Source organism: Paenibacillus cellulosilyticus, assembly GCF_003182255.1.
Lineage (GTDB): Bacteria > Bacillota > Bacilli > Paenibacillales > Paenibacillaceae > Paenibacillus_T > Paenibacillus_T cellulosilyticus.
In genome coordinates, this window is record NZ_QGTQ01000018.1 from 1 (window position 1) to 18,326 (window position 18,326).

The following is an 18,326-nucleotide window of genomic DNA, read 5'->3' on the forward strand; positions in this document are numbered from 1 at the left end:
CAATGGAATAACTTCTCGAAGCCCTCTTTCGTGTTCGTAAAAGAAAGGTGACGTGATGTTAGCATGCGGCCGCGAAAATCTGTGATTTGTGCAGCGTGTACATCTTTTGCAATGTCGATCCCTACGATGATGTGATGATTGGTAATTCGTTCGATACGTTGATTTGTTGGGTCATTTCGAGTAAACTTCATATACAGCGCCTCCTGATGGGTTTTAGGACATTGATCCGTTCAACCCCCATCATACGAGGCGCTCCTTTTTTTGTCCAAGCTCAAATCTTAGACTCTACAGGAATGTTTACGGATGCAAAGTCGCTGTTTTCGACGTAATAAGCGCCGTGGCAACCGTAAGACTTACTTCAGATGAGTGATCTATTGGTTACGCGCAGAATGTAGATTTCGAGTTGGGAAGTTGGCATTGTGGCAGGGAGCAAAGGTTAGATTAAAAACAAACAAACGGTGTTAGATCGGTTAGCACCGTTGTGAAGCAGCATGTTACTCCATCAAGGAGTACACCTTGTACTTGGCGTATTTATTATTGGTTTGGATTTCAGAGGCTGTACGGGATAAACCTGAGGATTGGGATGCATGCTGGTAGGAACGGACGATTTCTTTGGTTAAGCCTACAACCTGAGGGTGGGCTAATACATCAGGGATAGGTACATATTTTACTTCTGAGATTTCGGAGCCGTCTGCAACGAGCTCGCCGGAGAGGACTTCCATTTCAAAAATAAAGTAGATGCCGTGTTCGAGCTCATCAGGTCGTTCTTTGAAGCCCGTTCTAACACCGATTAGGCGTGTAGGAATTGCGTAAAGTCCGGTTTCTTCCTTCACTTCTCTAATTGCTGCCTCTTCGAAGGACTCCCCTTCCTCGACAAAACCACCCGGCAGCATCCAATACCCTTTATTCGCCCCATATGTAATTTGGACGAGCAATACTTTGTTGTCATTAACAATGAAACCTCCTGCTGAGCAAGCAATTCTCATCTACTCTCCTCCTTGTACAACAATGTCCTTTTGTCGGAAGTTTATCACATCGACTTATTCGAGAATAATACCAGCTTCCTATTCACTAATAGATACAAACTATGAAACGCGATCGCTGCTATATAAATTTTTATTCTGTGCAATATTTGCAACAGTTGAAAGAGGAGTGCGGCTCTATTACAATGAACCTAAGAAGAAAGGAATGATACGTCATGAAAATAGGCATCTTGGATCAGGCGCCAATTGCGAAAGGGAATACGGCGAGCGGAGCGCTGCAGAATGCGGTGGAGACGGCACGGGTGGCAGAGGAATTGGGCTATCATCGCATGTGGTTGGCCGAGCATCATAACTTGGCGACGCTCGCGAGCAGCGCGCCGGAGATTACTGCGTCGTTCATTGCTGCGAAGACGAACCGTATTCGTGTAGGCACTGGCGGCATCATGGCGATGCATTACTCGCCGTATAAAATGGCTGAAGTGTTCAAGACGCTGAGCGCCCTCGCGCCAGGCCGCGTCGATTTTGGCGTTGGACGCGCTCCTGGCGGCGATCATCGCTCCACGCAAGCGCTGGCGGAAGGCCGGCCTTATCTACCTACGGATCTATATGACAAGATTCGTACGACCTTAGATCTTATAAGCGGTCAGTCGATCACAGACTCGCTGCACGATGGACTTGTTGCTACACCTGCAGAGATTAGGCTGCCGGAAGCCTGGTTGCTTGGTTCCACCGGCAACAGCGCGGTTCGCACTGGCCGGTTGGGTGTCGGCTATTCGTTCGCGCAATTTTTCAATGGGGAAATGTCAAAGGAAATCTTCGACGCGTATAAGTCAAGCTTCGTGCCATCGACGTTCATGGAGAAGCCTGTCATCAATGTGACTTATTCGATCTCCATCGCAGAAACGAGAGAAGAAGCCGAGTACATTGCATTGCCTGTCGATCTAAGCCGCCTCTTCTTGATGAAAGGCCGCATTCAGCAGCCGCTTACGCCCGAGGAAGCGCTCGAATATCCGCTTACCGCATCAGATCGCGCACTCATCCAGTCCAACCGAGATCGCAAACTGCACCTCGTCGGGACGGCCTCTGAGATTGCCGATCAGTTGCAGGCCGACCAACAAGCGCTTGGATTTGATGAAATCATGATCTCTGCGTCGGCTCCGACGCAACAGATTCGACTGAACCAGCTTCGGCTGTTAGCTCGAGAGCTTCTGTAATAAGGCCTGCTTTTCAAATCAAGAAACAAAAAGACATTCACCCCTCCATTCGCAGGGATGAATGTCTTTTTATCACACTAACTCGCCTCTTCAATGCTTAAGTCCATCACATTCGTATCGGGGTTCAACCATTTGCCAATAACCTCATTCGCAAACTTCACATCATCTTCGTCCAGGATGTAGTAATAGATGCCGCTCTTCATGGCGTCTTTACCTTTCAGCATATAACTCGTAATTTGCGGTGAGGCTTTAAACGTCGATTCAGCCAAATCGATGATTTTATCCGGCTTCATATTCGTCTGAAGATTGTCGCCGCCTATTCGAATGACATCGTCAATCTTGGTCATGTTGCTAAAGGTTTTGATCCGATTAAACAGTTGACCAATAAATTCCCGCTGCCTAGCCGTCCGATTAAAATCCGAGTCTTCCCGATAGCGCACATAGTTCAGTGCTTCCTCGCCGCTGTAAATCGGTTTATTCGCCTCGATCGTAAACTTCTCATGGTCCTTTTGTTTATTGACAATGTCCTTCGTGATAGGAAGCTCGACGCCGCCTAACGTATCTACGATATTGATAAGGCCTTTAAAGTTAACCGTTGCATAATATTGAATCTGCTGGTCCAGCAAATTCTCAACGGTATTGATCGTCATGCTTACGCCGCCGTGTGCATAAGCCGAATTTATTTTACTTTTCACATCCCCTTTGTAGCCAACGATCGTCGCGTAGCTGTCCCTTGGGATGGACAGGAGCAGCATCCGATTATCTTTAGGCCGCACAACCGAGAAGATGAGCGTGTCGGAACGAGCAGGCTCTGACTCTCTCTGGTCCGTGCCAATGAGCAGCAAGGAGAATGGTTCGTCGGCTTGATCCTCGGTTTGTTCATCCGCTTCATCAACTGGGACATAGGAATCTTCAAGCGTACTCTTTATGTTATTCTCGAAAAAGGCATGAAAAGCAAACAGCGCCAGCTGCTTTTTAAATAGCAGCCCCGAGCCAGCAGCAAGTACAAGGACGATGCCGAGCACCAGCAGCAGCGGACGCCCCCTCCTTTTCTTCCTTTTGGCTCGTTTGAGCTGACCTTTGTTATTACCCATCGTATTTCCTCTTCCTTCACATGATTAATAGTTGATTACATACAAACACAATTAACCCACTCCCCATATTTGTAAAACATTTAACGGCTAGCAACTTCCCCCATCCTAGATCAATAAGTGAAAAATAAAAAAACAACGAACCTTTGGCATACCCATAAGTTCGTTGTTCTTTATATGAATTAAGCAGCAATTAACGCTTGCTGCGTACTTCGAAGATTGCAAACTTAAGATAGTGTCCTTCGCTGACGCCAAGCAGCTGCGGATGGTCTTTGCCTGCGGCACGCCATTCGACGAGACGAAGCAGCTTGCCCGCATCGCTTGCCGCTTCCTGAATCGTATCCAGGAACAAATCCGGCTTCATATGGTACGAGCAGCTGGCTGTCACGAGATAGCCGCCCTCGTTCACCAGCTTCATGCCGTGCAGGTTGATGTCCTTGTATCCACGAACTGCGCCGCCGACCGCACCACGCGTCTTCGTGAACGCAGGCGGGTCGAGAACGACGACATCCCATGTCCGGCCGCCACCTGCCGTCATCTTCTTGGACGTATCGACCTTGCTGCTGTCCTCGCGGTTAACAGCTGCACGAGCAGCGCGCTCGTCCACCCCTCTTGCCTGCTGGCGCAAATAATCGAAAGCATCGGCTACAACGAACTCTACCCGGTCCTCGAAGCCGTTGCGAGCAACGTTGCGGCGCGCAGTATCAATTGCATGCTCCGAAATATCGAGGCAGGTTACTTTCTTCGCGCCGTATTGACACGCATGCAGCGTGAAGCTTCCCGTGTGCGCGAAGCACTCCAGCACCGTCGCGCCATCCCAATAAGGGAACGTCACTTCCTTGCCGTTCGGGTTAACAGGAACACGTTTCACCCCGGCCCCATCCTCTGCAGGAACGTCCTGCAGGCGAATGCCGCTGCGCTCGCCCCAGCCCGTCATGAGCGGTGCGATGGAAGCGCGATTTTCCCGCTGGTCGAAGAAATACCCCGTTTTCTGCCCCTCAACAATATCCACTTCAATCTTGAGGCCGTTCTCAATAATCTCGACGATACGCGGGCAATCGCCGTACAATACGCCTGTCCGCTGCTCCAATCCCTCGAGCGAACGTACGCCAACATCGCTGCGCTCATAAATGCCTTGCGGCGCAAAAACCTCGATAAGTGCTTGTACAATTGCATCTCGGCGCACATCCATGCCCAGCGTCAATATTTGTACAACAAGTACGCCTCCGAAGCGGTCAACAACAAGGCCTGGAAGATAATCGGCCTCACCGTACACCAGACGGCAATCGACGTCGCTCACGAAGCGGCGGCGATGATCGGCGCTGCGCTGGAAACGTTCGCGGAAAAACGCGGTGTCCATCTCGATACCCGTTTGATAATTGACAATTCGAACCGTAATCTGCGACGCAGGATTCCAGAATCCGCTCGCAATATATTTACGCTGGTGGTTAAGCACATCGACAATATCGCCAGGCTGCGCCTCTCCCTCCATCCGATCGATCTCACTGGCGTATACCCAAGGATGACCTTCCTCAATTCTTTTCTTGCGATTTTTGCTCAAAATAATCGTCGCTCGTGTCACTATCGTCCATCTCCTTCCGCAATCCAATTTGTTCAATCCAATCGTAGAGGCTTGTCATCTCAGTCCTTGCCGCTACATACAAATACGAATAGTGCTTAATGACGTTTCGAAGTATGTTCTATTCATGATCGTCATGATGACGTATGTTGTCCGCTGTTAGGAAAGGAGCCTCTGCTATGATGCATGCCATAATCGCACCGCTTATACTCGGGTTCGCCATCTTCATGTTCGGCATGAAGCTGATGGAGATGGCGCTCAGCCGATGGGCGGGACCTTACTTGTCCGCCGTATTGAAGCGTTTCACCGCTACGCCCGTTCACGGTCTTCTGACGGGCACTGCAACAACGGCGGTGCTGCAAAGCAGCACCGCCGTTACCGTCCTCTCGATCGGCCTCGTCAATACAGGGCTATTAACGTTTTCACGTACGCTCGGTATCGTACTCGGTACGAATATTGGCACCTGCCTGACGACTGAGCTGATTGGCCTCCAGATCGGGCGCATTGCGCTGCCGATGCTCATTGGCGCTTCCGCTGCATGGCTGCTAACGGCTCTTCTCGGCGAGATGCGCATCTTAGCATGGAGCCGCGCCGAACCGATGCTTCAGCCCGTTCGCCTGCTTGCTGTCGCCTCAGCAGGCTTCGCGCTTATCCTCATCGGCATTACGACCATGCAATCCATCGGGCCTGCTGTACAAGCAAGCAGCCTGTTCGAATCATTCCTAGAACGCTCGCGAGACAGCGTGCTGTGGGGTCTGGCAGCGGGTACGCTGCTAACCGCAATGGTGCACAGCAGCGCTGCCGTTATCGGGCTTGTCATGGGACTTGCCGCCACAGGCGCTATGCCGATTGAGGTTAGCGTCGCTATTGTGCTCGGCGCCAACATCGGAACCTGCTTTACCGCGATGCTTGCCGCCATCAGTGCAACCAATGCTGGACGAGGCGTCGCAATCTCCCATATCGTCCTGAACGCTGCGGGCGCACTGCTGTTTCTCCCGTTCATTCCGCTGTTATCCGATGCTGCAGCCGCTATCAGCCACTCGCCAGCCGCACAAATCGCTCACGCTCAGACGATATTCAATATGGCGTGCTCGCTCCTGGCTCTGCCGCTGTGCTACTTGCCGGTGTGGAACTCGCGTTCGATCCAGCCTCGGTAACGATCGCAACGCCTGCGCTTGTGCCCAGACGCGTTGCGCCAGCATTCAGCATCACAAGCGCCGTCTCACGGCTGCGTATGCCGCCTGAAGCTTTGACTCCGATACCCGGCGTTACGGATTTGCGCATGAGTCGAATATCTGCTTCCGTAGCGCCGCCTACGCCAAAACCTGTGGAGGTCTTCACATAATGCGCGCCTGCAGCCTCCGCAACCCGGCATGCCTCCGACTTCTGCTCATCGTTCAGCATCCCCGTCTCGAATATAACCTTCACGATCGCGCTGCCTTCAACAGCACGCACAACCGCTCCGATATCGTTCGCCACGAAGCCGTAGCGCCCCTCGAGCAAGGCGCCAATCGGCAGCACCATGTCAATCTCCGCAGCGCCGTCCTCGACCGCTTCTGCCGCTTCGAATACTTTGACTTTCGTAGACATTGCACCAAGCGGGAAGCCAACGACGGCGCTCACTGCAACATCTGTGCCTGCGAGCTTCTCCGTGCAGTAAGAAACCCAAGAGCCGTTCACGCACACGCTGTAAAAATGATGCTCCATCGCCTCCTGGCACAAACGATCGATCTCTTCGGTCGTTGCACCAGGCTTGAGCAGCGTATGATCGATGAAACGTGCAATATTTTTATCCGGCGACCAGAGCTCAAGCATGACTCTCTGCCTCCAAGCCGAGCAGTCTCAGCGCGCCAGCAAGAATGCGATCATTGTTGTCATAGCCGGATGTACGCTGCTTGCGCCAAGCCTCTTCCGGCGAGAACCAGTCAACGCCGCGAATCTCTTCCACCTGCGGCTGAAGCGTTCCGCCAATTGCCTCTACGAGATAGTAGTGAACTTCCTTGTCTACGATCCCTTTGGACTCGTGCTTATACTGATATTTAATCTGATCGATGGGTGAAATGATGGAGCCGATCATGCCCGTCTCCTCGACGATTTCACGAAGTGCCGTCTCCTCGACCGTCTCGCCCGGTTCCATCTTGCCTTTCGGAAGCGACACTTTGCCATAACGATCCTGAATTAACTGAATTTGCAGCACATTGTCCTCGGTGCGACGGAATACGACGCCTCCGGCCGATATTTCTTTCATGCTCGGCACTCCTCTCACGGTTATCGATTGATCTACAGCGCCTTCGCTTCCAGAGCAGGTGCGCTCACTTCATGGCGTACCGACGTCGTGCCTTGATCCAGCACGCGTACGAGCTGTCCACGGCATTCGTTCACGCCTGCCTCTGTAATCTTCACACGGCACAGCTGGCCGACAAGCGCTTCCGTACCTTCGAACACGATCTGCAAGTAGTTATCCGAGTAACCCATGACAAGACCCGTACCCGGTGCACCTTTGTAATCCCGTTCAGGGATAACGTCTACAACCTCGCCAACCCATTTCTTCGCATAATCCAGCTGCATGCGCTCCGACAGTTCAATCAGCTTGTGTACGCGTTCGTTCTTCACTTCTTCGTCCACTTGATCGTCCATGCGGGCTGCAGGCGTACCAGTACGCTTGGAGTAAGGGAATACGTGCATCTCGGAGAACGCGATATCCTGCATGAAACGGAAGCCTTCTTCGAACATTTCTTCCGTCTCGCCCGGGAAACCCACGATTACGTCGGTCGTAATCGCAACGCCAGGCAATGCTTCATGCAGACGCTTAATCTTAGCAGCAAACTCTTCTGTCGTGTATTTGCGGCGCATCCGCTTTAATACGGAGTTTTCGCCCGCTTGCAGCGGGATATGCAAATGACGGCACATTTTGCTCGAACGATTGAGCACGTCGATCATTTTCTCGTCAATTTGGCTTGCTTCAATCGAGCTGATCCGGATACGTTCCAGACCTTCGACTTTCTCCAGCTCCATAATCAGATCGGCTAGATCAAAGTTCTCCATGTCGTCGCCGTAGCCACCCGTATGAATGCCTGTCAGAACGATCTCCTTGTAGCCGGCTTGCACAAGCTGTTCGGCTTGCGAGATAACGCTCTTCGGATCACGGCTGCGGGACAGGCCGCGGGACCATGGAATGATGCAGAACGTACAGAAGTTGTTGCAGCCCTCTTGAATCTTCAGGAATGCACGCGTACGATCGGCAAAATCAGGCACATCGAGCTCTTCGAATTCGCGCGTCTTCATGATGTTACGTACCGCATTGACCGGTGTACGATCCGATTGGATCTGACCAACGAAATCAAGCAGCTTCTCGCGATCCTGTGTGCCAACAACGAGGTCGACACCTGGAATCGCCATAATCTCTGCAGGCGACGTCTGCGCGTAGCAGCCGGTTACCGCAATAACAGCATCCGGGTTACGGCGAACCGCCCGGCGAATGATCTGACGGCTTTTCTTGTCACCCGTATTAGTAACCGTACATGTATTGATGATATAAACGTCAGCTGTCTTCTCTTCAAAATCGACCTGCTCGTAGCCGGCGTTTTTGAACAGCTGCCACATCGCTTCCGTATCGTAAAAGTTAACTTTGCAGCCCAAGGTGTAAAATGCGACTGATGGCATTTCTTATAGTCCTCCCATTTCTCCGGATTCGTACAGCAGTGCCGTCAGTGCGACAATACCCGCTGTTTCCGTACGCAAAATTCGTTTGCCTAAGCCGACAAGTACGGCACCTGCAACCTGCGCCTCTGACGCCTCCTGCTCCGTAAAGCCGCCCTCCGGCCCGACAATGACGAGCGCACGCAAGTCACGGCTTGCGGCCAGCGGTGCTGCTGCTCCGCGCAGACCAGCTGAACCACTGCGCCCTTCTTCCTCATAACAAAAGAGCACCAAGTCATATTCCTTCATGCTGCCAACGAGCTGCTTCCAGCTGTGCGGCTTAGCAATGCTAGGAATACGACTGCGATGCGCTTGTTCTGCTGCTTCTTTGGCGATTTTCTCCCAGCGCTCGAGACGCTTCGCTTCCTTCTTGGCGTCATACTGGACAATCATCCGCTCGGATTCAAACGGGACAAACGCATAAGCGCCAATCTCCGTTCCCTTCTGGATGATAAGCTCCATCTTATCGCCCTTCGGCAAGCTCTGAGCGATCGTAATCTGCCAAGCAGGCTCGCGATCCGAAGCTAGCAGCTCCTCAATCGCGGCATCAACGCGTCCTGCTGCGATGTCGGTAACCTTGGCAATCGCCTCGCGTCCCGCTCCATCGCTTACAATGAATGAATCGCCGACGCGCATCCGCATGACACGGGACGCGTGATGAGCATCATCGCCCATCAGCGCGACCGTATCAGCAGTGAACTGCTCCGTCGGCACGAAATATCTTTGCATATGTCATACCCACACTTTTTAGAGGTAGTTCAAAAAGTCCGCTTTTGATCACGAAGCATCACAAGAAGCGTATTCGGCATCAGGTGCTGAAAACCGACCTTTTTGAACTCGCACTTTTTACGAAAGATCCAAAATACTAACCTTCATGATACCATGGATCGCCTGTGCAATCCATGTTGAACTCGTTGCCAGCTAAATGAACCAAGGCGCAATGATGTCATTAAGCCCAAGCATAATATCATCGATCAGACTGAATAACGGCCCAATCGTAATATCATGAAGCGGCGGAATAAATACGAGAAGCAGGAAGAAAAACATGCCCCATTGGATATTCTGCTCCAGCTTCATTTGTACGCGCAGCGGAAGCAAGTTCGATATGATCCGATAACCGTCAAGCGGCGGCAGCGGAATAAGGTTGAACAGAAACAATAGTATGTTCATCGGTACAAAATAAACGATAAGGAATGTATAAAATGCTTTCTGTACGCCAACGGAGCTCGAATCGAGTACTCCTGTACTAAAGAGCAGATGAAAGGCTAGCAGGCCGACGAAAGCCATGATCAAGTTGCTGATCGGCCCCGCAGCCGTCACGATAATGCTCATCAACCGCGGTTTACTGAATCGGTTCGGGTTGACTGGAACAGGCTTCGCCCAACCGAAGCCTGCCAGCAGAATGAGAATCGTACCGAGCACGTCCAGATGGACGCGCGGATTGAGCGTGACTCGACCGGCATTGTAGGCCGTCATGTCACCGAATTTATAAGCCGAGTACGCATGCGCGAATTCGTGCACCGTGAACGCAATAATGAACGTCAGGACGACAAAAGGAAACTCTCCAATCGGAAACCAGAGAAGGCTCTCCATTCCGGCTTATTCACCCGCTTTCGGCTTGCTCGCAACGAAGGCGATCCAATCGTCTTCGCGACGGCGATCCACGATTTCAAAGCCTGCTTGCAGCAGACCCTGCTCTACAACTTCCTCTTTGTTCTTCCAGATACCCGAAGCTATGTAGATTCCGCCTGGCTTGAGCGCGTCATACACGTCACCGATGAACAGCATAATGATTTCTGCCAAAATGTTCGCTACGACCACATCGACCGGTACGCTGACGTTAATCGGGCCAGCATCTGCACCGCTCTCGTCCTTCGTCTCGCCCTTCAGAACGCCAAGCAGGTCGCTCAGACGAACGTCGATTTGCTCGGACAAGCCGTTCAAACGCGTATTTTCCTTCGCGCTTGATACCGCTACCGGATCGAGGTCAACGGCAAGCACCGCTTTCGCGCCGAGCTTCATTGCTCCGATTGCGAGAATGCCGGAGCCCGTACCAACATCGATTACCTCTTCGCCGCCCCGGATAACGGAATCCAGCGTGCGAAGGCACAGTGCCGTCGTTGGATGCGTGCCTGTACCAAACGCCATCCCTGGATCAAGATCAATAATGCGCTCGTTAGGACCAGCCTCGTACTCTTCCCAAGTCGGACGAATCGTCAAACGTTCGGACACTCGGATCGGTTTGAAATACTTTTTCCACGAATCCGCCCAGTCCTCTTCATCCACCATCTTATAAGACAGCTTGAAGTCGCCTGGATCAAGATCAAATTCACGCAGACCCGCGATAAACGGCTCGATCGCCGCAATCAACGGCTCCATTTCGGTCTCTTCTGCAAAATAGCCCTGAATAACCGCATCACCGATCGGGATATTATTCAGCGGCCGATCATACCACTGGCCAAGCTTCGTGTCGCGTGGACGCTCCAGCGAACCGGATTCTTCAATCGCGACGCCGCCTGCGCCCGCTTCGTGCAAATAATCAGAGATCGCCTCGACGACTTCCTCGCGTGTCGAGATCGTTAGTTCATGCCATTTCAATGTTGTGTCCTCCTAAAAGATACTACTTCATAACAATACGCTTTAAACCTGTACCGGAAGCATACGCTCCTTTGTACTGCCTGATAGCGACTATTGTAGCATAAATCGGTCCATAAAATCTTCCTGCCCCCTCTCAACCGACCAGCCAAGCCCATTTTCATAAAAAGACAAGCCGTGCCCATTGACAGTTAAGTTCATCGGTTGTATGGTTAGTTACATGAGTAATTAACCAACACGGTGGTGAACTTGAATGGGTCCTGCAATGGATGATACACGGCCGATTTTCTTACAGATCGCTGAACGAATTGAAGACGACATTATCGAAGGTACGCTTGAAGAAGAAGCGCAAGCGCCGTCTACTACACAAATTGCGGCCTTCTACCACATCAACCCTGCAACGGCGGCAAAGGGCGTCAACCTGCTCGTTGACGAAGGGATTTTGTACAAGAAAAGAGGGATTGGCATGTTCGTAGCGACGGGTGCACGAGAGATCGCATTAACAAAACGCAAAGAACAATTCTTTGAGCAGTACATTATCAACTTGGTGAGAGAAGCGAACCGGCTTGGCATTACGACCGAGCAATTGAATGACATGATCAAGAAAGGGGCTGCACAACAATGACCCATGTGGTAGAAGTGAACGGATTAACGAAAGCCTATGGCGATGTGAAAGCCGTCAACAACGTCACCTTCAAGCTCGAAGCCGACAAAATCTACGGTCTGCTCGGCAGCAATGGCGCTGGCAAAACGACGATCATGCATATGCTGACTGCCCAGCAGTTCGAAACGAGCGGCACATTGCGTGTGTTCGGCGAACACCCTTACGAGAATAACCATGTTCTGCAGCAGGTTTGCTTCATTAAAGAAAGCCAGAAGTATCCGGATAACTATAACGTTCGCGACGTGCTGGAAATAGCAGCTGATTTGTACCCGAATTGGAATCGCGAATTTGCAATGTCACTCGTAGAGGACTTTCAACTGCCACTGAAGCGGAACATGAAGAAGCTGTCGCGCGGTATGCTCTCCTCTGTAGGCATTCTCATTGGCCTAGCGAGCCGGGCGCCGCTGACGATATTCGATGAGCCTTATCTTGGACTGGATGCCGAGAAGCGCCAGCTGTTCTATGATCGTCTGCTGGAGGATTACGCCGAGCACCCAAGAACGATACTGCTGTCCACACATCTGATCGACGAAGTTGGAACCATGCTCGAACACGTGCTGCTCATTAATCGCGGACAATTGCTGCTGGATGAGGAAACAGACTCGCTGCGCGGTCGCGCCTTCTCTGTATCGGGGCCGGCCGTCGCCGTCGAACGCTTCATAGCGGGGCGAACCGTTATCGATCGCCAGCAGTTAGGCGGCCTTGTGACAGCATCGATTCTGAATAACCCAGGTTCATCCTCAGGCCAGTCGGAAGCAGAATCAATTGGTCTTGCCGTCGCACCTGTCTCCTTGCAGCAATTAACGGTCTATTACACCCGCCTGCAAAATCGAGACACTAGTTCGAATAAGGGGGCAAAATAAATGAACCGTACATCCACTGTCGTACGCATGCATTTGCGCAAAAAGTTAAATTGGCTGCTCGTTCCGGTTGCCGTCCTCCTTTCCAGCTTCATCATCAATGTGCTCATCGGCGCGTTCACCGATGATCCTATCTACACAGGCGGCCTATCATCGATCTTCGTCTATATGATGGTTATGGGCATTATTACATTCGCACAGACGTTTCCATTCGCACTCGGCATGGGCATCCGAAGGCTGGATTATTACAGAGGAACCTTCGCTACTGGCCTTCTAACCGTCTTGGTCTTTGCCGTATTCTTGTTCCTTATGTCAATGACCGAGGGCAAGTGGACGAATTACTGGGGCGTTAGACTTCATTTCTTCGAGCTGCCATACTGGAGCGATGGTCCGATTATTAACCGACTGTGGATTCCGTTCGTGCTGCTGCTCAACATGTTCGCTGCCGGCATTCTGATCGGAACGTACTACCGCCGTTTCAACAAAACAGGTCTGCTCATCGGCGCGCTCGCTATCGTCCTTCTCGGTACAATCGCTTCGTTCGTTATTGGTCTGAACGATTATTGGACGAATATCTTCAATTGGCTGCAAGATCAAACGATGACGGGCCTTGCACTATGGACGCTGCCAATTACACTGCTGTTCTCGGCGGTCTCATACCTACTACTTCGCCGATGCACCTAACCATGTCATTGATTTAATAAAACAAGCGCCTCACCGGCCTGTTATCAGGTTCGATGAGGCGCTTTGCTATAGACGAGTGCCGCAAGCGGATAATCGTTATAGAGGTCGAATCGTAAATTCAAACGATAACGACTGGTTTGCCTTGATCAGATACTCATCATGCACCGGAGCACCCCAGCTGTCATCGCCGCCAACGCCCATCTGACGACCAGCAACGGTCACAACCGTGTAATGTACCTTCGGCAATTCATAATGATGCGCAGCATTCTCAAGCTCAAACGCCGTGTACGGCGAAATATTGCATTCTACCGGCTGCGTCGCAGGCGAAGTGATGCGAATGCCATGGCTGCTGTCATCAGCAATGTTAACGCGACGGACGCCCGTACGGTTGCCGGATTCCTGTGGAACAACATATGCCGCTACGTTATCGGATACCTGATTGCGGAAGACGCCAAGGCGAGCTCCGTGTGCACGGTCGATATAGTTCTCCTCAGGTCCGTTTGCATACCAATCAAGGTTTGCGTAGTCAGCCGGTACTTTGAACGACAAGGCGAAGATCGGAAGATCTGGCAGTCCCTCTGTGCCATCATAACGGGATTGAACATTCACGCTGCCATCCGCATAGACGGTGTAGCTGACCGTAACCTCTACATCCTTGCTGATGCTAAGGGCATAGCGATACGAGACCGTTACGCTGCCAGGCTGCTCCTTGAGGTCGATACCGACGCATTTGCGCGTCAAGCTTGCTGCATACCAGCCAGCTGCTTCGAAGCCTTGCGCGTATCCCTTGTCATTGTCCGTCGTCGCACGCCAGAACAGCGGCGCCGGCGGTGCAGCGATCATCTCACGGCTGCCATAACGGAGCGACGTCAAGCTGCCCGCCTGCTTCGAGAACATGACACTGAAGTCGCGGCCATGAACGCCGATGTTGACGTCACCATGGGCAACGCGCAGCGGACCTGCTGGAAGCGCGGCTGTTTGTTTGCTCTCTACGAGGAACACATACTGCCCGAATGCAACCTCGTGTCCTGCTTCTGCCCACCGTTCTGCTTGCTTGAGCACCAGCGATACATGCAGTGCATATTCGCCAGCTGTTTGAGACGTATCCGGCAGCTCAAGTGGGATATAGCTTTCCGTCTGCGCCGCCACTTGAATATCTTGCTTACCAGCGAATACCTCTTCACCCTCGAGGAAAAGCGTGTGCTTCAGCGTATATCCATCTGTGCCGATGAACAGGTTCTCATTGCGAACAAGTACACCCTTCGCATCCGGCGTCAGCTTCACGTTCTGGTACAAATATTTCACTTCCTGCATCTTCGGCGATACGCGGCGATCGGCGTATACGATGCCGTCCGTACAGAAGTTATAATCCGTAGCGCGATCATCGAAGTCTCCGCCATAAGCGAGGAACGTCTCGCCGTAGCGGTTCTGCTTGACAAGCACTTGATCAATGAAGTCCCAGATGAAGCCGCCTTGGTATTTCGGATATTTGTTCTCCAGCTCCGTGTACTTGTGCATGCCGCCAACCGAGTTGCCCATCGCGTGCATATATTCGCAGCTAATGTATGGCTTCTGAGGATTATCGTTCAGATACTCCTCGATCATCGCAGGTCTAGCATACATCCGGCTTTCCATGTCGCTCGCTGCATCATAATCACGGTTATGGAATACACCTTCGTAGTGAACCAGACGGCTGCTATCCCGTTCGTGGAAGTAGTTGGTTACACTGAGGATAACCTCGCCCGCATAGGACTCGTTGCCGCAAGACCAGATGAGGATCGAAGGATGATTCTTGTCCCTCTCCAGCATCGACACTGCTCGGTCCATGACGATATCATGCCATTCCGGCTTGTTGCCTGGAATGTTCCAGGAAGGCTCGACTGCCCCCATCTTCTGCCATGATCCGTGCGTCTCGAGATTCATCTCATCGATCAGGTAAATGCCGTATTCGTCACAAAGCTCGTACCAACGCGTTTGGTTCGGATAATGGGACGTACGAACCGCATTCATGTTGCTCTGCTTGATGATCTTAATGTCCCACAGCATATCGGCTTCCGTAATAACACGGCCGCTGCGGTGGTTGAACTCGTGGCGATTCACACCTTTGAAGACAATGCGCTCACCATTAATCTTCATGATGCCATCTGCCATCTCGAAGCGGCGGAAGCCAACCTTCTGAGGTGCAACTTCAACAAGAGCTCCTGATTCGTCGAATACTTGCACATATAATGTATAGAGATAAGGACGCTCTGCGCTCCACAGCTGGACGGCGCCGGCATCCAGCGACACAGAAGCAAGCTCACTAGGCGAAGCAGCTTCGCCCGCAACCACTTGATGCCCCGCTGCATCATGAAGCTCGAATGCAACACGACTAGCAGACACGCCGCTTAGCTTCGCTTCCACAAGCAGCGTACCTTGGCTGAACGTATCGTTAAGCTCCGTGCGCAAGAACAGATCGCGAACGTGAACATTTGGCACCGTATATAGGTAGACGTCGCGGAAAATACCCGAGAAACGCCAGAAGTCTTGGTCCTCCAGCCAGCCGCCTGTGCTGCGCTGATACACCTCAACCGCGAGCTTATTCTCACCAGCTTGCACATAAGGCGTAAGATCAAACGCGGATGGCGTAAAGCTGTCCTCTGCATAACCAACGAATTGGCCGTTCAGCCATACATAGAAAGCTGATTCAACGCCTTGGAAAGACACAAATACCGGTTTGCCTTCCATCGTTTGCGGCAAATCGAATATTTTCACATAGCTGCCTACTGGATTGTCGTTCTCCGGAATAGCCGGCGGACGCAGATCATGATGGCCGTCCCACGGATACATCGTGTTGACGTATTGCGGCTTGCCGTATCCTTGTAATTGAATGTGGCCTGGTACCTCGATGATATCCCAGCCGCCGCAGTCGTAATCGAGTTGATAGAACGACTCAGCTCTTGCTGCCGGATGAACAGCATAGCTGAACTTCCAATTGCCATTGAGGCTGTGCCGCATCGCCATCGGTGCAAGCTTCTGCGCCTCTGCCATCGTCGCATAATAGCGATGGTCCGAGTGGGCAGGGACACGGTTAACAGCGAACACAGCCGGATCCGAAAGCCAGTCGAGGCTTGGTTTTGTTACGTTAGTCATTGCTCTATCTCCTGCCTTCCTATTTCAAACCGTTACTTCACGGAACCCGTCATACCTGCTACGAAATGTTTCTGCATCAAGAAGAACACGAGCGCCGTCGGAATCGTCGAGATGACAACGGCTGTCATAATAACGCCATAATCAGGCGAGTAGCTGGAGCCCAGATTCGAGATCAGCAGCGGAATGGTTTTCTTCTCTGGCGTTTGCAATACGATCAGCGGCCACAGGTAGCTGTTCCAGCTCGACATGAACGTAATGATACCAGCTGCTGCGTAAGTGGTCTTCATCGTTGGCATGTAAATGCGGAAGAACAAACCAAGCTCACGTAGACCGTCGATACGGCCTGCTTCGAGCAGTTCCCTCGGGAACATCTTCGTGCTCTGACGGAAGAAGAAGATCAGGAACGCCGTCGTGAACGTTGGCAAGATAACCGCTGGCAGTGTATTAACGCCAAGTGCTGGGAAGCTGTTAGCGATGGACGCAAACATCTTGAACAGCGGTACCATAAGCGCCGCGAACGGAATCATCATCGACATGAGAAGAATATTGAACACGGCATCCTTCGCTTTGGTACGGAAAATTTCAAAACCATACCCTGCAAGCGAAGCAACCAGCAAGGCCAAAACCGTCGTAATAATCGAAATCTTCGCCGAGTTCCAGAATGCTGTTCCCAGATCAATCGTATCGGTCAGCTTCTTGAAGTTCTCAACCAAATGCGAGCCGATCGTCAGCTTGCCCTTCGTGACATCGACGGATTTATTCGTCGCGCTGACGAGCATCCACAGGAACGGGAAGATCGAGACGAGCGAGACAACACTTAGAAACACATAAGTAAACGTTCGTTTCATCTTATCCATTATTTTTCACCTGCCGCTTTAAACTGAACGATCGACAAGATGACGATCATGATTACGATGGAATACGAAACAGTCGCCGCATAACCGAAGTCCGGTGAATATTTGAACGACAAGTTGTAGATGTACTGAGAAATCGACATCGTTGCGTTGCCTGGTCCGCCCTTCGTAATGTTCACAATTTCATCGAACAGCTGGAGCGTACCAATCGTGGACGTAATGGACGTAAACAGGATGATAGGCTTGAGCAGCGGAACCGTAATGCTGAAAAATTGTCTAACCGATGAAGCGCCGTCGATCCGTGCTGCTTCGTAGATCGAGTTGTCGATATTTTGAAGCGCGGAGAGGTAAAAAATCATGTTATAGCCCGTCCAACGCCATGTGATCGCGATAATAATGGTCACCTTCGCCCAGAAGGGATCCGTAATCCATTGAATCGGAGCTGAAATCAAATGCAGCTTCGTGAGCAGCATGTTGACGAGACCGTCTGCACCAAACAAATATTTGAACACAATCGAATAAGCAACTAGCGATGTAACGCATGGAAGGAAAATCGCTGTACGGAAGAAACCTTTAAACTTCAACTTGCTGTCGTTAAGTAATACCGAGATGAACATAGCAAGCACGATCATAACCGGCACTTGAATAATGAGGTAGATGAAGGTGTTCTTAACTGCCGTCAGAAATGTCTTATCGCTGAAGAGACGCTTATAGTTGTCGAGGCCTGTGAAGTGCAGATTTGCACCTTTGCCTGACTTGAAAGACAAGAGCAGCGCTTGAATCATTGGGTAGAAATAAAAGGCTGCAATCATAATGACCGCGATTGCGATGAACCACCAACCAGTAAGTCGGCCTTTGTTCATGAGCTTAATGCCGGGCTTTGCCGTTTTCACGTCAGCCTAACCCCTTTCGTCTGAAAATAAAAACCTTGGGCTTGCTGCTCCGCCTTACCGCCATGAGTCGGCAGGGCG

The 18,326-nt window shown here is 51.5% G+C and carries 17 protein-coding genes and 1 pseudogene; 5 read left to right on the forward strand and 13 right to left on the reverse strand.

Annotated elements, in window-relative coordinates; all coding sequences use genetic code 11:
• Positions 1–191, reverse strand: a pseudogene (locus DFQ01_RS19495) (IS110 family RNA-guided transposase); the annotation flags it as partial.
• A gap of 303 nt (positions 192–494) precedes the next feature.
• A complete protein-coding gene (locus DFQ01_RS19500; RefSeq protein WP_110045587.1) occupies positions 495–986 on the reverse strand; it encodes an NUDIX domain-containing protein in 492 nt (163 codons plus the stop codon).
• Between the two features lie 212 nt (positions 987–1,198).
• Here DFQ01_RS19500 and DFQ01_RS19505 point away from each other — a divergent pair, with 212 nt between their 5' ends.
• A complete protein-coding gene (locus DFQ01_RS19505; RefSeq protein WP_110045588.1) occupies positions 1,199–2,197 on the forward strand; it encodes an LLM class flavin-dependent oxidoreductase in 999 nt (332 codons plus the stop codon).
• Positions 2,198–2,274: 77 nt separating this feature from the next.
• On the opposite strand, the gene DFQ01_RS19510 is transcribed toward DFQ01_RS19505, so the two are convergent.
• Positions 2,275–3,291: an LCP family protein gene (locus DFQ01_RS19510; RefSeq protein ID WP_110045589.1), complete on the reverse strand. Its 1,017-nt coding sequence runs from the start codon at positions 3,289–3,291 to the stop codon at positions 2,275–2,277.
• 190 nt (positions 3,292–3,481) lie between these two features.
• Positions 3,482–4,870, reverse strand: coding sequence for a class I SAM-dependent rRNA methyltransferase (locus DFQ01_RS19515; RefSeq protein ID WP_110045590.1), 1,389 nt, complete (start codon positions 4,868–4,870; stop codon positions 3,482–3,484).
• A gap of 176 nt (positions 4,871–5,046) precedes the next feature.
• Here DFQ01_RS19515 and DFQ01_RS19520 point away from each other — a divergent pair, with 176 nt between their 5' ends.
• On the forward strand, positions 5,047–6,024 hold the full coding sequence (locus DFQ01_RS19520) for a Na/Pi cotransporter family protein (RefSeq protein WP_110045591.1): 978 nt from the start codon (positions 5,047–5,049) through the stop codon (positions 6,022–6,024).
• Here the strand turns inward: DFQ01_RS19520 and deoC are convergent.
• From deoC to prmA, 6 genes are all read right to left on the reverse strand, one after another.
• Positions 5,945–6,682 (reverse strand): deoxyribose-phosphate aldolase, encoded by a 738-nt coding sequence (gene deoC, locus DFQ01_RS19525; RefSeq protein WP_110045592.1) that lies wholly within the window; start codon positions 6,680–6,682, stop codon positions 5,945–5,947. The two genes, DFQ01_RS19520 and deoC, sit on opposite strands and share 80 nt — an antisense overlap.
• Positions 6,675–7,115: an NUDIX hydrolase gene (locus DFQ01_RS19530; protein WP_110045593.1), complete on the reverse strand. Its 441-nt coding sequence runs from the start codon at positions 7,113–7,115 to the stop codon at positions 6,675–6,677. Before DFQ01_RS19530 ends, deoC begins: the two co-directional genes overlap by 8 nt.
• A 32-nt stretch (positions 7,116–7,147) precedes the next feature.
• Positions 7,148–8,530 carry a tRNA (N(6)-L-threonylcarbamoyladenosine(37)-C(2))-methylthiotransferase MtaB gene (mtaB, locus tag DFQ01_RS19535; RefSeq protein WP_110045594.1) on the reverse strand — a complete coding sequence of 461 codons (1,383 nt, stop codon included), beginning with the start codon at positions 8,528–8,530 and terminating at the stop codon, positions 7,148–7,150.
• A 3-nt stretch (positions 8,531–8,533) separates the two neighbouring features.
• Entirely contained in the window at positions 8,534–9,295 is a 762-nt protein-coding gene (locus DFQ01_RS19540; RefSeq protein WP_110045595.1) for a 16S rRNA (uracil(1498)-N(3))-methyltransferase, read from the reverse strand.
• A 192-nt stretch (positions 9,296–9,487) separates the two neighbouring features.
• Positions 9,488–10,159: a site-2 protease family protein gene (locus tag DFQ01_RS19545; RefSeq protein WP_110045596.1), complete on the reverse strand. Its 672-nt coding sequence runs from the start codon at positions 10,157–10,159 to the stop codon at positions 9,488–9,490.
• Positions 10,160–10,165: 6 nt separating this feature from the next.
• Positions 10,166–11,164: a 50S ribosomal protein L11 methyltransferase gene (gene prmA / locus DFQ01_RS19550; protein ID WP_110045597.1), complete on the reverse strand. Its 999-nt coding sequence runs from the start codon at positions 11,162–11,164 to the stop codon at positions 10,166–10,168.
• A 250-nt stretch (positions 11,165–11,414) separates the two neighbouring features.
• Between prmA and DFQ01_RS19555 the strand changes: the two genes are divergently transcribed.
• Genes DFQ01_RS19555 through DFQ01_RS19565 form a run of 3 tightly spaced genes read left to right on the forward strand, consistent with a single transcriptional unit; the run spans position 11,415 to position 13,369 of the window.
• Positions 11,415–11,786 carry a GntR family transcriptional regulator gene (locus DFQ01_RS19555; RefSeq protein ID WP_110045598.1) on the forward strand — a complete coding sequence of 124 codons (372 nt, stop codon included), beginning with the start codon at positions 11,415–11,417 and terminating at the stop codon, positions 11,784–11,786.
• Positions 11,783–12,688, forward strand: a complete 906-nt coding sequence (locus tag DFQ01_RS19560) for an ABC transporter ATP-binding protein (protein WP_110045599.1) — start codon at positions 11,783–11,785, stop codon at positions 12,686–12,688. The genes DFQ01_RS19555 and DFQ01_RS19560 overlap by 4 nt, the downstream gene beginning before the upstream one ends.
• Positions 12,689–13,369 carry a hypothetical protein gene (locus tag DFQ01_RS19565; protein WP_110045600.1) on the forward strand — a complete coding sequence of 227 codons (681 nt, stop codon included), beginning with the start codon at positions 12,689–12,691 and terminating at the stop codon, positions 13,367–13,369.
• Between the two features lie 96 nt (positions 13,370–13,465).
• Here the strand turns inward: DFQ01_RS19565 and lacZ are convergent, their stop codons facing one another.
• The 3 genes from lacZ to DFQ01_RS19580 are packed head-to-tail and all read right to left on the reverse strand — an operon-like array spanning position 13,466 to position 18,218.
• Positions 13,466–16,501, reverse strand: coding sequence for a beta-galactosidase, LacZ type (gene lacZ, locus DFQ01_RS19570; RefSeq protein WP_110045601.1), 3,036 nt, complete (start codon positions 16,499–16,501; stop codon positions 13,466–13,468).
• Between the two features lie 32 nt (positions 16,502–16,533).
• On the reverse strand, positions 16,534–17,358 hold the full coding sequence (locus DFQ01_RS19575) for a carbohydrate ABC transporter permease (protein WP_110045602.1): 825 nt from the start codon (positions 17,356–17,358) through the stop codon (positions 16,534–16,536).
• Positions 17,358–18,218 carry a carbohydrate ABC transporter permease gene (locus tag DFQ01_RS19580; RefSeq protein ID WP_110045685.1) on the reverse strand — a complete coding sequence of 287 codons (861 nt, stop codon included), beginning with the start codon at positions 18,216–18,218 and terminating at the stop codon, positions 17,358–17,360. Before DFQ01_RS19580 ends, DFQ01_RS19575 begins: the two co-directional genes overlap by 1 nt.
• Positions 18,219–18,326 lie beyond the last annotated feature (108 nt).

What these genes read in the sequence shown, in the direction of transcription:
- DFQ01_RS19580 (WP_110045685.1), bottom strand. Translation starts at nt 18,218, where the DNA reads ATGAACAAAGGCCGACTTACTGGTTGGTGGTTCATCGCAATCGCGGTC.
- DFQ01_RS19500 (WP_110045587.1), bottom strand. Translation starts at nt 986, where the DNA reads ATGAGAATTGCTTGCTCAGCAGGAGGTTTCATTGTTAATGACAACAAA.
- DFQ01_RS19565 (WP_110045600.1), top strand. Translation starts at nt 12,689, where the DNA reads ATGAACCGTACATCCACTGTCGTACGCATGCATTTGCGCAAAAAGTTA.
- DFQ01_RS19575 (WP_110045602.1), bottom strand. Translation starts at nt 17,358, where the DNA reads ATGGATAAGATGAAACGAACGTTTACTTATGTGTTTCTAAGTGTTGTC.
- lacZ (WP_110045601.1), bottom strand. Translation starts at nt 16,501, where the DNA reads ATGACTAACGTAACAAAACCAAGCCTCGACTGGCTTTCGGATCCGGCT.
- DFQ01_RS19555 (WP_110045598.1), top strand. Translation starts at nt 11,415, where the DNA reads ATGGGTCCTGCAATGGATGATACACGGCCGATTTTCTTACAGATCGCT.
- DFQ01_RS19540 (WP_110045595.1), bottom strand. Translation starts at nt 9,295, where the DNA reads ATGCAAAGATATTTCGTGCCGACGGAGCAGTTCACTGCTGATACGGTC.
- DFQ01_RS19505 (WP_110045588.1), top strand. Translation starts at nt 1,199, where the DNA reads ATGAAAATAGGCATCTTGGATCAGGCGCCAATTGCGAAAGGGAATACG.
- DFQ01_RS19560 (WP_110045599.1), top strand. Translation starts at nt 11,783, where the DNA reads ATGACCCATGTGGTAGAAGTGAACGGATTAACGAAAGCCTATGGCGAT.
- DFQ01_RS19530 (WP_110045593.1), bottom strand. Translation starts at nt 7,115, where the DNA reads ATGAAAGAAATATCGGCCGGAGGCGTCGTATTCCGTCGCACCGAGGAC.
- deoC (WP_110045592.1), bottom strand. Translation starts at nt 6,682, where the DNA reads ATGCTTGAGCTCTGGTCGCCGGATAAAAATATTGCACGTTTCATCGAT.
- DFQ01_RS19545 (WP_110045596.1), bottom strand. Translation starts at nt 10,159, where the DNA reads ATGGAGAGCCTTCTCTGGTTTCCGATTGGAGAGTTTCCTTTTGTCGTC.
- DFQ01_RS19510 (WP_110045589.1), bottom strand. Translation starts at nt 3,291, where the DNA reads ATGGGTAATAACAAAGGTCAGCTCAAACGAGCCAAAAGGAAGAAAAGG.
- DFQ01_RS19520 (WP_110045591.1), top strand. Translation starts at nt 5,047, where the DNA reads ATGATGCATGCCATAATCGCACCGCTTATACTCGGGTTCGCCATCTTC.
- mtaB (WP_110045594.1), bottom strand. Translation starts at nt 8,530, where the DNA reads ATGCCATCAGTCGCATTTTACACCTTGGGCTGCAAAGTTAACTTTTAC.